Annotated in this window: 10 protein-coding genes; 3 read left to right on the forward strand and 7 right to left on the reverse strand. The window is 72.3% G+C overall.

Annotated features, from left to right (window positions below):
• Window positions 1-98: 98 nt before the first annotated feature.
• Window positions 99-1,754, reverse strand: coding sequence for a carboxylesterase/lipase family protein (locus tag ACFW3D_RS35450; RefSeq protein ID WP_500511565.1), 1,656 nt, complete (start codon window positions 1,752-1,754; stop codon window positions 99-101).
• A 232-nt stretch (window positions 1,755-1,986) separates the two neighbouring features.
• Between ACFW3D_RS35450 and ACFW3D_RS35455 the strand changes: the two genes are divergently transcribed.
• Complete coding sequence (locus ACFW3D_RS35455) at window positions 1,987-2,949, forward strand: MerR family transcriptional regulator (RefSeq protein ID WP_500511567.1); 963 nt, start codon at window positions 1,987-1,989, stop codon at window positions 2,947-2,949.
• A gap of 304 nt (window positions 2,950-3,253) precedes the next feature.
• Window positions 3,254-4,105 carry an NmrA/HSCARG family protein gene (locus ACFW3D_RS35460; RefSeq protein WP_500511569.1) on the forward strand — a complete coding sequence of 284 codons (852 nt, stop codon included), beginning with the start codon at window positions 3,254-3,256 and terminating at the stop codon, window positions 4,103-4,105.
• A 212-nt stretch (window positions 4,106-4,317) separates the two neighbouring features.
• Here ACFW3D_RS35460 and ACFW3D_RS35465 read toward each other — a convergent pair whose 3' ends face one another.
• From ACFW3D_RS35465 to ACFW3D_RS35485, 5 genes are all read right to left on the reverse strand, one after another.
• On the reverse strand, window positions 4,318-5,871 hold the full coding sequence (locus ACFW3D_RS35465) for an MFS transporter (RefSeq protein WP_500511571.1): 1,554 nt from the start codon (window positions 5,869-5,871) through the stop codon (window positions 4,318-4,320).
• Window positions 5,872-6,302: 431 nt separating this feature from the next.
• Entirely contained in the window at window positions 6,303-7,070 is a 768-nt protein-coding gene (locus ACFW3D_RS35470) for an alpha/beta fold hydrolase (protein WP_500511573.1), read from the reverse strand.
• A gap of 216 nt (window positions 7,071-7,286) precedes the next feature.
• On the reverse strand, window positions 7,287-8,135 hold the full coding sequence (locus ACFW3D_RS35475) for an oxidoreductase (protein ID WP_500511575.1): 849 nt from the start codon (window positions 8,133-8,135) through the stop codon (window positions 7,287-7,289).
• A 19-nt stretch (window positions 8,136-8,154) separates the two neighbouring features.
• On the reverse strand, window positions 8,155-8,907 hold the full coding sequence (locus tag ACFW3D_RS35480; protein WP_500511577.1) for an SDR family oxidoreductase: 753 nt from the start codon (window positions 8,905-8,907) through the stop codon (window positions 8,155-8,157).
• A 50-nt stretch (window positions 8,908-8,957) separates the two neighbouring features.
• On the reverse strand, window positions 8,958-9,677 hold the full coding sequence (locus ACFW3D_RS35485; protein ID WP_500511579.1) for an SDR family oxidoreductase: 720 nt from the start codon (window positions 9,675-9,677) through the stop codon (window positions 8,958-8,960).
• A 256-nt stretch (window positions 9,678-9,933) separates the two neighbouring features.
• Here ACFW3D_RS35485 and ACFW3D_RS35490 point away from each other — a divergent pair, with 256 nt between their 5' ends.
• A complete protein-coding gene (locus ACFW3D_RS35490; protein ID WP_500511581.1) occupies window positions 9,934-11,346 on the forward strand; it encodes a D-alanyl-D-alanine carboxypeptidase family protein in 1,413 nt (470 codons plus the stop codon).
• Window positions 11,347-11,387: 41 nt separating this feature from the next.
• On the opposite strand, the gene ligA is transcribed toward ACFW3D_RS35490, so the two are convergent.
• On the reverse strand, window positions 11,388-13,418 hold the full coding sequence (ligA, locus tag ACFW3D_RS35495) for an NAD-dependent DNA ligase LigA (protein ID WP_500511583.1): 2,031 nt from the start codon (window positions 13,416-13,418) through the stop codon (window positions 11,388-11,390).
• Window positions 13,419-13,696: the final 278 nt, after the last annotated feature.

Genomic DNA, 13,696 nt, shown 5'->3' on the forward strand with positions numbered 1-13,696 from the left:
CACAGCCACCTCCACGATCAGATCCTGGAGACACCCTGCCGGGAGACCTAAGGCCGATCAATTACCTGGTCGACCATCCGAGCCGAGCCACTAGCCGGCTACTCGTCCGACCGGGACGCTTCGCCGGCCCGGTCCCAGAACGCGCAGTGGTGCGCGGCGTACGCGTCGACGGGGTGGATGCCGCCCGGTCCGGGAGCCAGCGACTGCACGGACCGCGCGACCGGCGACGAGGGGCGCAGGACAGGCCAGAGCGGGGCGCCGGGGCTGTTCGGGTCGCCGGTGTGCGCGAAGTCCGTCCAGTAGCCGACCATCCGGTCCGACAGGGCGCGCTGCTCGTCGGTCAGCGGTCGTTCGGTGGGGACGGAGGAGAACAGGTATGGCATCTCGAAGCCGTGCGCCGCACCGTAGGGGAAGCCCGGGTTCGCCGGCAGACCGGCGAGGACGGGAGAGTCCGGATCGCTGAACTCGTAGCCGTAGAGGGGGAGGCCGGGGGCGTGAGCGGCGATGGCCCGGCCGGCGGCCAGCGTGGTGCACGTGAGGGACCGGTCGGTCAGCACCGTCGCCCAGGCACGTGCGGGCGTGGGGTGTTGTGCCGCCGGGTACCGTGCCTCGACGGCCGGGGCCGCAGGACCGAAGGCTTCCACCAGGCGGGTGCGGTAGTCGTCCTCGGTGGTGATCGGGAACGCGGCGAGCGACAGGCCGACGAACATCCGCATCTCGTCGTGGTTGGTGCCCTGGACGACCGGCACGCGGTGGAAGCGCCCCGACGCCAACGCCCGGTCCGGCGCCACGGGCAGCAGCGCGTTGCCGAAGGCGGGCCGGTTGAAGGACTGCATCAGCTGCGCGGTGGCGAGGCGGTCGGTGCTCCGCCCGCGCAGGCACGCCAGCACCGCGTCCCCGCCGCCCGTTGTGCAGCCCAGTTGCCGGGCGGCCTCCGCACCGGCCGCCTGGACATCGCGCTGTGCGGCGAACGGCTCGTACGCCGGTGTTCCGGGCCCGAGGGCGCCGGGCGGGAAGGACATGAAGCAGGAACCGCTCTGGAGCACGGCCCGCTGGAAGAGCCCGGCGGCCGTCGGCGAGGTGAGGTGCGCACAGATGCCGAGGGCGCCCGCGGACTGACCGAACAGCGTGACCCTGCCCGGATCACCGCCGAAGCGCTCCGCGTTCGCCCGTACCCAGCGCAGCGCGGCCTGCTGGTCCGCCAGGCCGAACGGAGGGGCGGAGCCCAGCCCGGGGTGGCCGAAGTAACCGAAGATCCCCAACCGGTAGTTGACCGTGACGACCACCGTGTCACCCCGGACCGCCAGCTGTTCGGTGCCGTAGTCCCCGCCGGAACCGCCCAGGAACGCACCACCGTGCAGCCACACCAGCACGGGCCGCTTCTGCCCGGCCGGATTCCGGGTCGGCATCGTGACGTTGAGGTAGAGGCAGTCCTCCGTCCCGAGGGTCGCGCCCGCACCCGGTGCCGGCATCTGCACACAGCGCGGGGCCGGCCTCGTCGCGTCCCGGACACCGCGCCATGGGGCGGCGGGCACAGGGGCGCGCCAGCGCAGCGGTCCGGTCGGCGGCGCAGCGTAGGGAACGCCCTCGAAGGTGGAGTACGAACCGTGTGCCACACCGCGTACCAGGCCGTGGTCGGTCCGTACGACGGTTCCGCTCTGCCTCTCGGAGGGCGGGGAGCCGGATGATGCGCCGCTCGCAGGTACGGCGGTGGCGGCGAGCAGTGCCACCGCGCAGAGGAAGGCGAGGAGCACCGCACGGAGCCTGCCTCTTCGGGCTGGACGCGGTGCTGTCATGGTCGTGGACATGTGTACCCACCGTTCTCGGTCGGTCGGACGGACGGGATCGGGCCGGATCGGACGAGGCCGCACGCGGCCGCACGAGGCCGGTCGTGCCGGAGGGATGCCGGGGCGGGGAACGGTGCGGACCGACGCGGTCGGTGCTCAGTACGCTAGGACCTCCCGTGCGCTGGAGGTTCAAGAGCCTGTGACGCAAGACACATGGAGCATCGGTGAACTCGCGGCCGGGACGGGGGTCCCGGTGAAGACCCTCCGCTACTACTCCGACAGCGGTCTGCTGCCCGTGGCCGGACGCAGCGCCGGCGGTCACCGGCGCTACGGTCCCGAGGCGTGGGAGCGGATCCGTCTCATCAGGCGCTTACGGGCGCTGGACACTCCGATCGCGACCATCACGCAGATGGTCACCGGGGAGCGCTCCTTCGGCGAACTGGTGGCGACCGAGCTCGAAGCCGTACAGGAACGACTGACCGAACTGCGGTGGCGCCAGGCCACGCTCAAGTCCCTCGACGACTGCCCGGACGACGAACGGCTCCGGCGCCTGGAGATCGTCTCCCGCGTGCAGCGCCTCCCGCAGGCGCATCGCACCCTCACCGACCACTGGTATCGCGAACTGCCCGCGGCCATGCCCAAGCACCGGCTCGACATCATGATCGCCATGCTGTCCCCCGAACCGCCGCAGGACCCCGATCCCGTGACGGTCCTGGCCTACGCCGAGCTCCATCTGCTCATCTCCACACCCAGCTTCACCCGCTGGACCCAGGACCACGACGAAGAGATGAGGGACGCCCCGGCCTTCTACGGGGAGATCGACGAAGCCGCCCAACTGACGGTCGCCGCCTTGTCCCAGGGGCTGCCGCCCGGTGCCGGGGACGCGGTGAACGCCTTCGTGTCCGCTCACGCCCGGGCCCGGCGGGAGTCGGACACCCCCGCCTTCCGCGCCTACCTGCACGGGCTGGTGTCGAGGTCGTCCGGCTTCGACCCCCGTCTGGAACGCTACTGGGCCCTGGTCGGCACCGTCACCGGTGGGCGCGTGCTGAACATGACGGTGGCGCACAAGTGGCTGACGGACGGACTGTCGATCTCGATGGGCACAGGCCGCCCGGAAGCCGGCACGAGGGGTGTCACACATTCCCCGGGCGGTGGGTCATAGGGGGGAAAGCAGTGTGCGAACCCGGAGAACACCCACCCTTGAACAGGCCGACCGTCGACGATGGGATCCACCGTGCGGACGGCATTCCGCAGCACGTCGCCTGACCATTGGCCCGTCAGCCGCGCATCGTGCCGCACCTGCCGACGGCGGTGACATTCCCGGGGCCCGGCGGAGCCCCGGAAATCGCGCCGCGAACGCTCCGCGTTGCCGCGCAGGTGCGCACGCCCTGTCCGGATACGTTTTTCACCGCGGATGACGTCCTTTGTCGTGCGGTCAGGAAGCAGAAAGTGAAGGAGCTTTTCCCATGGTTGATGAGCCGATCCTGGTGCTCGCCGCGACCGGCGGACAGGGCAGGGCCGTGACCGAAGCGCTGCTGGCCCGCGGGGCGAGGGTCCGGGCGATGGTCCGGGACCCGCAGCGCGAGTCCGCGCGCCGACTGGCCGATCGGGGCGTCGCCGTGGTGGCGGGTTCCCTCGGTGACGGTGCCTCCCTCGCCGCGGCCATGGACGGGGTCGCGGGCGTCTTCGCCTTCACCACGCCCTTCGAGGCCGGCGTGGACGCCGAGGTGGCCCAGGGCCGGGCCATCCTTGCCGCCGCCGGGGAGACGCGTGTGCCGCATCTGGTCTTCAGTTCGGTGGCCGGGGCCGGCAAGGAGAGCGGGGTGCCGCACTTCGACAGCAAGGCCCGCATCGAGGCGGAGCTGACCTCCGGCGACGTGCCCCACACGATCCTGGGGCCGACGTACTTCTACGACAACGCGCTCGGCGGAGCGGAGCGCATCCGCGACGGGGTGCTCGACCTGCCGCTGCCCTCCGACAGGCCGTTGCAGCAGCTCGCCCGCGCGGACCATGGTGCCTTCGCGGCCGAGGTGCTGCTCAACCCCGCGCCTTACGCGGGGCGGCGCATCGAGCTGGCAAGCGACGCCCCCACTCCGGCGCAGATGGCGGAGGCCCTGGGCGCGGTCCTCGGGCGGGACGTCCGGCATGAGCGTGTGCCGCTGGAGACCATCGGGAGCCCCGACATGCACGCGATGTGGACCTTCCTCAACGGACCTGGTTACGGCGTCGACATCCCGGCCCTGCATGCGGCCCATCCGGAGATCGCCTGGACCGGCTTCGCCGACTGGGCGCGAAGCGCCTTCGCTCCGGGCCGCTGACCCCGGCCGGCGATCCCGGCCACCAACCCCGGCCACCAACCCCGGTCACACGTCCGGGAGGAGCAGCCAGACCTCGGAGAAGTTCGTCATGGCCCCCCTGCCCTCGCTCCTGCGGCCGTCACAACGTACCCGCCCCGTGCCCAGGGCCCCACGCCTGCCGACACCCTCGCCCGGGACCGGCCCCGTTCGGCCGGTCCCGGGCGGTCCTCCCACTACAGGCCCGGGCCCGCGGCCGCGGCCTTGCCGCTGAGGTTCTCGAGGTCGCTCCTGCGGACCCGGATCAGCAGCAGTGCGACCAGCAGCGCGACCGCCGCCATGGCCGCGGAGGTCACGAACGCCGCGGAAATGCCCTGGGCCAGCACCTCGTGCCCCCAGCGGCCCGGCAGCTGCCCGCTCCTTCCCAGCTGCGCTTTCTCCGCGGTGGTGGCCCGCGCCAGGAAGGAGGGCAGTTGGTGCTCCGCCTCGTTGCGGCTCGCCGTTCCGAAGACCGTCACCATGATGGAGAGCCCCAGCGAGCCCCCGACCTGCTGCGAGGCGTTGAGCACCCCGGAGGCGGCTCCGGCCTCGTGCTGTGCGACGCCCGAGACGCTGGTGAGCGTCAGTGTCACGAAGTTGAGGCCGATGCCGGCGCCGAAGACGAACAGCGGCCCCATCACGCCGCCCGCGTACGAGGTGCCGGGGCTGATGAACGTCAGCCAGCCCAGCCCGACGACCGACAGGGCCGACCCGATGACCACGAACGGCTTGGGGCCGAGTACGGGCAGCAGCCGCTGCGTGATCCCGACCGCGATGACCAGCGCCGCCGTGAAGGTCAGCGACGCCAGGCCGGAGCGGATCGGGCTGTAGCCCAGCACGATCTGGAAGAACTGCACGATGAAGAAGAACATCCCGTACATCGCGCCCGCGAGGCAGAGGATGATGACGTACGAGCCGACCCGGTTGCGGTCGCCGAACATGCGCAGCGGGATGATGGGCTGCGCGGCACGGGACTCGACGAGCACGAACGCCGCGAGGAGCACCGCGGACGCCACGAAGGCGGTGACGGTCAGCGCGTCGCTCCAGCCGTCCTCGGAGGCCCGGATGAATCCGTAGACGAGCGAGGCCATCCCGAGGGTCGACGTCGCGGCACCGGCGACGTCGAAGTGGCCGGGGTGCCGGCGCGACTCGTTGATGTAGACGGGGGCGAGCACCGCGACGAGCAGCCCGATCGGGACGTTCACGAACAGCACCCACCGCCAGTCGAGCCACTCGGTGAGCATGCCGCCGGCCAGCAGCCCGACGGCCGCGCCCGCCCCGGAGACACCGGCGAACACGCCCATCGCCCGGTTGCGTTCGGGCCCCTCGGCGAAGTTCGTGGTGATGAGCGCGAGCGACGTGGGGGAGGCGATGGCGCCGCCGACGCCCTGGAGGGCGCGTGCGGCGAGCAGCTGCCAGGGCTCCTGGGCGAGGCCGCCCAGCAGGGACGCCAGGGTGAAGACGACGATGCCGGTGGTGAACACGCGCCGGCGCCCGAGGATGTCGCCCGCCCTGCCGCCGAGCAGCAGCATGCCGCCGAAGGTCAGCGTGTAGGCGCTCAGGACCCAGGACAGGTCGGTGGTGGAGAAGCCGAGCGAACTCTGGATGTTCGGCAGCGCGACGTTCACGATGGTGCTGTCGAGCACGATCATCAGCTGGCACGCGGCGATGATGAACAGCGCGATCCCCGGGTGGCCGCTTCGACGGGCGGCACCGGGAACGGGCGTGGCCTGTTGCAACCGGGTCGTCATCGGCCGACTCCCCGCCGTACGGTCATGCCGATCCTGACGTCCGAGGACCGGCGGTCCGCGTCAAGAGGGTCGGGCATCTCTTTCCTTCCGTCGAGGCCAAGTGCGACGGCGCGCTCTGGGGGGCGCGCCTCACCGGAATGACGAGGCACTCCCGCACGGCGTGAGGTGACGGCCGTCACAGGCCGCGTGCGTGTGAGCGCCGCTACATCACACCCACCGGCGACGCGTCGTCGTCTCCGTGAACAGGTCGATCCGGCCAGGAGGACGGAGTGCCGATGGAAGGGCCGTCACGGCAGCGGGTCGTGGTCGGCGTCAGCGGCTCCGTGAACAGCCTGGTCGGGCGTCCCACCGGACGGCCGGTGGAATGCTGGTGGCCCTCGCCGCACCGCCCTGACCGGGCCGCCGCCGGCCGCCTGCTCCGCCCCGGCCGGTCAGCCCGGAGCGGAGCCGAGCCACTCGGCAAGGAGAGGGACGACCAGCTCGGGCGCCTCGACCTGCGGGAAGTGCCCCACCGCCGGCGGGTCGTCGAGAACGGTCAGCCGGGAGCGCGGCACGAACTCCGCGATGCGTGGGATCACATGGGCCCCGCTGACGGGATCCGCCGGGCCCCAGACGAACTGCTGCACGTCCTCACACGCGCGCAGCACCTCCGTCCATCGAGCGGCGTGCAGCTTTCGTTCGTCCATGTACCGCAGGAGCGCGGGCAGGACCCTGAGGCCGTCGCGCGTCCGCGTTCCGTCCCACATGTCGTGCAGCACCGCGTCCGGCAGGGCGCGTACCGTCAGGCGTGTCACCGAGGCGGTGAACTTCGTCTCGTCCAAGTGCCGGGCCAGGTCCGGCCCCTGGGGGCCGTGGAGCGCCTGCTGCTCGGGGGTGGGGTGGTGGAGGTCGGGGAAGATGCCGCCGTTGAGCCAGGTCACCGAAGTGATCCGGTGCGGGCCGCGGGCCAGGAGTTCCTGGGCGACGGAGACCCCGTAGTCGTGGGCGACCAGGGCGGTGGCCGTGAGGCCGTCCAGCGCCCAGAGCGCCTCGACGAGGTCGGCCTGTTCGAGCACGGAGTAGGCGTGGGGGTCGGGCTTGTTGTTTTTGCCGAGTCCGAGGAAGTCCACCGTGGTCACACGGTGGCCCCGCGCCGCCAGGTGCGGTACGACGGCCGCCCAGTCGTACGAGGAGGAGGGGAACCCGTGCAGCAGCGTCACGGGAGGTCCCCCGTGCGGCCCGTCCCGCCGTACGAACACGACGTGGCCGAACCCCGGGAGACTCAGCCGGGCGCCACCGGCGAGCCAGTCCCGACGGGACCGTACGGTGCCGGCCATCATCCCTCCGATCGCCGGGGGGTGAGCCGCGCGCGGCGCACCCCGTGACTGTCACTCGTCATCCCGGCCGGGCCCGGCCCGGCCCGGCGCCACCTGGCGTCAGGCCGCGGAGCCGGTGGCGTCGTGGTCGGTGGACAGCGCGAGGGGCCGCCAGGCGTCGGCCTCCTTGCGGAGCTGGGCGATCTTGCCGTCCATCGCGGCGGCGCAGTCGCTGCCGAGCTGGGCGCGCATCGGCGGGTGGCCGGAGTCGGCGAGCTCGATCATGGCCCGGGCGCCCTTGACCGGGTCGCCGGGCTGGTCGTGGTTGAGGCCGGGGACGGCGTCGCGCACCGCGCCCGCGGTGGCGGCGTAGTCGTCGATCACCCGGCCCTCGGTGTGGAGGCTGGACGCGTCGAGGAAGTCGGTGCGGAAGTAGCCGGGTTCGACGATGACGACATGGATGCCCAGCGGGGCGAGTTCGTCGTGCAGGGCTTCGGAGAGCCCCTCCACCGCGAACTTGGTGGAGCAGTAGACGCCGAAGCCGGGCGCGCCGCGGAAGCCGCCGATGGAGCTGAGGTTGAGGATGCGGCCCGATCGCTGCCGGCGCATCACGGGTAGTACCGCGCGGGTGACGTTGGCCAGGCCGAAGACGTTCGTCTCGTAGACCGCGCGGAACGCCGCGTCGGAGGTCTCCTCCACCGCGCCCAGCACCCCGCGTCCCGCGTTGTTGACCAGGACGTCGATCCTGCCGAAGGCGTACACGGCCGCGTCGACCGCCGCGCGGGCCTGCGCCTCGTCGGTCACGTCCAGCGGGACCGCGAGCACCCGGTCGCCGTACGCGGAGAGCGCCCGCTCCACGTCGCGGGGGTGGCGTGCCGTCGCCACGACACGGTCGCCGCGGTCCAGCGCCTGACGGGCGATCTCCAGGCCGAATCCGCGGGCCGCGCCGGTGATGAACCAAGTGATCATGACAGCCACACTCCGGGAGTCAGTGCGCGATGAGGTTCTGGCCGCCGTCGATGTCGTACGTCCCGCCGGTGAGCGCGTCGTTGCACATGATGTGGGTGGCGAGCGCGGCGACGTCCGCCGGGCCGACGACCCGCCGGATGGGCAGCTCGGCGCGCAGTTCCTCGCGTCGGGCCTCGAGCTGGTCGCCCAGCAGCGACGCCGACAGGGAGGTGTCGACGTAGCCGGCGGCGATGAGGTTGACGCGGATCGGAGCCAGTTCGAGCGCCAGGTTCGCGGTGAGGGCGGGCAGGGCCGCGGTGAGCGTCGACGCGACGGCCATGCCGATGCCCGGGCGGCGGGCGCCCGTGCCGCCGATGAACAGCAGGGTGCCGCCGGGACGCACCTTGCCGGCGCTGTAGAGCGCCACTCCCAGGGTCATGGCCAGGCGCTCGCCGAAGTGGCGGCGGGCGGCGGCGAGGTCCATCTCGGCCAGCGGCATGTAGAAGGGGCCGCCGGCCGTGAGCAGCACGTGGTCGACCGTGCCGGGCAGGCCCTGGAAGAACTCCCGGAGCCGGTCGGTGTCGGTGGCGTCGAAGGCCGCCGTGCTGAGCGCGCGGAGCTCGTCCGCGGCCTGCCGCAGCCGTTCGGGGTTGCGTCCGACCAGGACGACCTCGCCGCCGCCGGCCCGCACGCGGCGCGCGGTCTCGAACCCGATGCCCGCGCTGGCCCCGATCACCACGACGGTCTGGCCCCTGAGGTCAGGGGGCTCCTGGTGCGCGTCGCCGCCCGTCATGGGCACCTCCGGTTGCCGTCCCGTCGTGGCTGCCGCCGCCGTCGTGGGGGTCAGACCAGCGTCTCGCCGCCGTGCAGCTGCGGGTACAGCGCCTCGACGCCCTCGGACAGCGCCGCCCGGACCCGCTTGGTGATGTCGTCGGCCAGCACCTCGTCCGCTCCGGCCGCCACCGCGTCGAGGGTGGCGCGCGCCACGGTGGCGGGATCCTCCTTCGGACCGGTCACGGCCGCGGCCATCTCCGTCGCGAGGTAGCCGACGTGGAGCGCCGTGACCTGCGTCCCCTGTCCGGCCAGCGCCACGCGCAGGGCATTGGTGACCGACCACTCGGCGGACTTGGCGGCGGCGTACCCGGCGGTGCGCGGGACGGCCAACCAGGACATCACGGAGAGCACGTTGACGATCGCGCCGCCCCCGTTGCGTCCGAGGACGGGAGCGAACGCCCTGCTCACGGAGAGGGTGCCGAGGACGTGCGTCTCGAACTCCGCACGGAACGAATCCAGCTCGGCGGTGAGGATGTCCGCCCGGGTCGTGGAACCCGCGTTGTTGATCAGGAACGTCACGTCGCCGGCCTGCTCGGCCGCGGCACGGACCGACTCCTGGTCGGTGATGTCCAACGCGATCGGGACGGCATCGGGGACGGAGACCTTCGCGGGGTCGCGGGCTCCGGCGTAGACCTTGGCCGTGCCGGCCTCGAAGAGCGCCCGCACGAACTGCTCACCGAGCCCGCGGTTGGCTCCGGTGACGAGGGCGACGGACCCTTGGACCTTCATGAGGCACCTTCCCGGCGAGCGGTCTCGTCCCGTCTCGGGGCTGCGCGCAGCCCGTGGTCGTCCTCCCTCCTCGAACGTATATCGCCCGGGTTGCCGCCACCACCTGGGGCGGCCCTGCCCCCGCCGGCCCCCGCCCGGAGCGCGACGGGGCGCCGTACGGGTGGCTGGGGCACCCCTTTGGCCGCGCTCACGGTGCCGTGGCCGCCATGGTCCGGAAACTGGTGTTCGGCAACGGAATGTCGTCGAGGAGGTCGGCGTGACGGGCGAGTCCCCCCGCGGGGCGGATCAGCAGGAGTCGTCGGGGGAGACGACCGAGACGACCGAGACGGCTGAGCCGAACGAGGCGCGGAGCGGGGCGGAGCCCACCGCGCTCACCGGCGGGCGCCGGACACTGCTGGACGAGCTGACGAACCCTCCTCCGCCACCCCCGCCGCCGCCCCCGGTGGCTCCGGAGCGCACCCCGGTGAGCCCGGCGAAGACCTGGCTCCCGGTCGTCCTGCTGCTGGGGCTGGTGTTCTGCGTGGTCCAGGCGCTGCGCCCGCTCCCGGCGCCCGCACTGAAGCTGACCGCGGCACCCTCGTACAGCTTCGGCGGCGAACGGCCGGCACTGCCGTGGCCCGCCGAGGGCCAGGCGGTGCTGGAGGCCGAGGGCCTGGGCCGGATCGGCGCGTTCGGCGAGCAGCGGCCGGTGCCGATCGCGAGCGTCGCGAAGGTGATGACGGCGTACGTCATCCTGCGCGACCACCCGATCGAGCAGGGCGGCACGGGCAGGACCGTCGAGGTCGACCGCAAGGCCGAGGACCAGTTCGGCACCGGGCAGTCGGAGGGGGAGTCCGTCGTCAAGGTGACCGCGGGGCAGAAGCTGAGCGAGTACGAGGCGCTGGAGGCCGTCATGCTGCCCTCGGCCAACAACATCGCCCGTCTGCTGGCCCGTTGGGACGCGGGTTCGGAGGAGGCGTTCGTGAAGAAGATGAACGCCACCGCCCGGGAACTCGGGATGGACGACACCACGTACACCGACCCGAGCGGCCTGGAGGCGACCACCGTCAGCACCGCGAGCGACCAGGTCAAGCTGGGGCACGCGGCGATGAAGGACCCGGTCTTCGCCGAACTCGCCGGCAAGACCCGCTACACGGACCTCAACGGCGACGTCCAGCGGAACGTCAACCAACTGCTCGGCTCCGAAGGCGTCGTGGGCATCAAGACGGGCAGCAGCACCAAAGCGGGCGGCAACCTCCTCTTCGCGGCAGTCCGCGACTTCGACGGCACGGAGCAGCTCGTCATCGGCGCGATGCTCGGGCAGCACAAGGCCGACATCCTCGACACGGTTCTGGGCCGCAGCGACACCCTGCTCCAGGCCGCGCTCGGGGCCCTCGCCTCGGAGACGGTCGTCAGGAAGGGCGAGGCCGTCGGCTACGTGGACGACGGCCTCGGCGGCCGGACCGAGGTCGTCGCGACCGAGGACGTCCGGGCGATCGGCTGGGGCGGCCTGAAGGTGGACATCTCCCTGGTCGCCCCCCGAAACGGCGTCCCGCACGCGGCGCCGGCCGGGGCCCCGGTCGGCACCCTCACCGTCGGCGACGCCGGCAGCGCCGTCAGGGTGCCGGTCGCCCTCGGCGGCCACCTGTCATCGCCGTCGTTCGGCTCGAAGCTCACCCGCCTCGGCTGACGCGGACCACGTGAGCCGGCGGGCGCCCGGATCCCGGATCCTCAGGCGAGGTAGTCGGCGACCAGGTCCGCGAACTCCTGCTCGGTGAGCACCCTCGTGCCCAGTTCCTGCGCCTTGGCGAGCTTTGACCCGGCGCCCTGTCCCGCGACGAGGATGGTGGTCTTCTTCGACACGCTGCCGGAGGAGGTGCCGCCCGCGTTGCTGACGAGCTCGTTCATCTCGTTGCGGTTCCGGCCCGCAAGGAGCCCGTTCATGCCGCCCGTGATGACGACGACCTGACCGTCCAGGGGCTTGGCCTCGCCGGGCGTGCCGGCGGAGGCCACCACGGGCTCGGTCATGGTGACGCCCGAGGCGACGAGCTTGTCGATGACGGCGCTCATGGCCGCGATGTGGGCCGCGATCTTGGGGGCGTTCGCCGCCGGTAGCTTGTGCACCGCGGCCAGTGCGTCGGCGTCCGCGGCGCGTATCGCGTCCATCGTGCCGAAGTGACGGGCTATCTCACGGGAGAGGGTGCGGCCGGTGCGGACGATGCCCAGCGCGCAGAAGACCCGGTTGAGGGGCTTGGTCCTGGCCGCTTCGATCTGCGCCACCACGGTGTCGGCACGCTTCTCGCTGCGGGTCGCGTCGACCAGTTGCTCTCGGGTGAGACCGAACAGGTCGGCCACGTCGGCGACCGCGCCGCCCTCGACCAGGGCCTCGAGGTAGGTGACGCCGAGACCGTCGATGTCGAGCTGGTCGCGGCCCACGGCGTAGCGCAGCGCGGCGAGGAGTCCGCATCCGCCGCCGGCGCCGCCCGCGCACTCCCAGCGTTCGCCGGAGGTGTCGATCTCACCGCCGCACGTCGGGCACGACTCGGGGAGGACGACCGGGCTCTCGTCGCCCGTGCGCAGTTCCACGACCGGTGCCTCGATGCGCGGGATGATGTCGCCGGCCTTCCACACCATGACGGTGTCACCGATCATCATGCCGCTGTCGCGGATGAACTTCGGGTTGTGGAGCGTCGCGTACCGCACGATGCTGCCGTCGACCTCGACCGGCTCCAGCACGGCGCGCGGCGCGATGACGCCGGTGCGGCCGACGTTCCACTCGACGGCGAGGAGCTTCGACTGCCGTACGGCGGCGGGCAGTTTGTAGGCCGTCGCCCAGTGCGGATGGCGCGTGGCGAACCCGGCCTCCTCCTGCTCCGCGACGGCGTCGGCCTTGATGACGACGCCGTCGATCCCGAAGGGCAGTTCCGCGCGCAGCGCCGCGATCTCGTCGACGCGGCGCTGGACCTCCTCCACCGTGGCGCACAGACGCGGTCCCACCGGCGTCGCGGCTGTGGTCTGCACCCCGGTCGCGGCGACGGCGTCCATCATCGCCGTGTGCGTGTCACCGGGCAGGCCGATGACGCCGTACGCGTAGAAGGTCGTCTCGATCACGTAGGGACGGTCCTTGGCGCGCAGCGTGCCGGCCGTGCCGTTGCGCGGGTTGGAGAAGACCTTCGCCCCGTGGGCCGTGCGTATGGCGTTGGCCGCCTCGAACTGCTGCCGGGTGAGCAGGACTTCCCCGCGCACCTCGAAGGTGGCGGGCGTGTTCAGCTCCCGGGGCAGGCCCACGATCGACCCGATCGCGTGCGAGACGTCCTCGCCGAAGGTGCCGTCGCCCCGCGTGACGAGCTGCGTCAGGCGCCCGTTCACGTACCGGGCGGCGATGGCAGCGCCGTCCAGCTTGGGCTCGGTGACGTAGCCGCCCCGCACCGGCGCCCCGAGCCGACGGGCGACGGACGCGTCCCACTTGGCCAGTTCCCCTGGGCTGAACACATTGTCGAGGGACAGCATGGGAACGGTGTGGGCGACGTCCCCCGTCGGCGCGGCACCGCCGCCCACCTTGCCCGTGGGGGAGTCCTCCCGGACGTCCTCGGGGTGCTCCACCTCGTAGTCGCGGATGCGCGAGGCCAGCAGGTCGTAGGCGGCGTCGTCGAGCGGGCTCGTCCCGTCGGCGTAGTAGGCGGCGCACGCATGCAGGGCCGTGTCCACGGCGGAACGGTAGTCCTCACGGGACATCAGCGGGGCAGCGATCACTGTCGTCATGTCCCGAATCCTGGTGCAGGGGTCTGACATTGGGCCCCGGAGCGGCGACCGGCCTGTGGAAAACCTCACCCCCGCCGACCGGCCACGGCTTTCCGTCCGGCCCCGCGCCTTTGGGCCGGCCCGCCGTCACGAAGTCGCGGTACTCGTCCTGGACGATGCCCGCGTTGACCCAGCGCGCCCGGAGCGCGCCCGTCAGCTTCTCGGCGATCGCCAACGCGATCCGCGGATCGTCGGCCGGACCTCGACGCATCGGACGCCGGGGCGGTCGGGCGTTCCCA

It is taken from the genome of Streptomyces sp. NPDC058864, assembly GCF_042742985.1.
Classification (GTDB): Bacteria; Actinomycetota; Actinomycetes; order Streptomycetales; family Streptomycetaceae; genus Actinacidiphila.

What these genes read in the sequence shown, in the direction of transcription:
- ACFW3D_RS35460 (WP_500511569.1), top strand. Translation starts at nt 3,254, where the DNA reads ATGGTTGATGAGCCGATCCTGGTGCTCGCCGCGACCGGCGGACAGGGC.
- ACFW3D_RS35465 (WP_500511571.1), bottom strand. Translation starts at nt 5,871, where the DNA reads ATGACGACCCGGTTGCAACAGGCCACGCCCGTTCCCGGTGCCGCCCGT.
- ACFW3D_RS35475 (WP_500511575.1), bottom strand. Translation starts at nt 8,135, where the DNA reads ATGATCACTTGGTTCATCACCGGCGCGGCCCGCGGATTCGGCCTGGAG.
- ACFW3D_RS35480 (WP_500511577.1), bottom strand. Translation starts at nt 8,907, where the DNA reads ATGACGGGCGGCGACGCGCACCAGGAGCCCCCTGACCTCAGGGGCCAG.
- ACFW3D_RS35485 (WP_500511579.1), bottom strand. Translation starts at nt 9,677, where the DNA reads ATGAAGGTCCAAGGGTCCGTCGCCCTCGTCACCGGAGCCAACCGCGGG.
- ligA (WP_500511583.1), bottom strand. Translation starts at nt 13,418, where the DNA reads ATGACGACAGTGATCGCTGCCCCGCTGATGTCCCGTGAGGACTACCGT.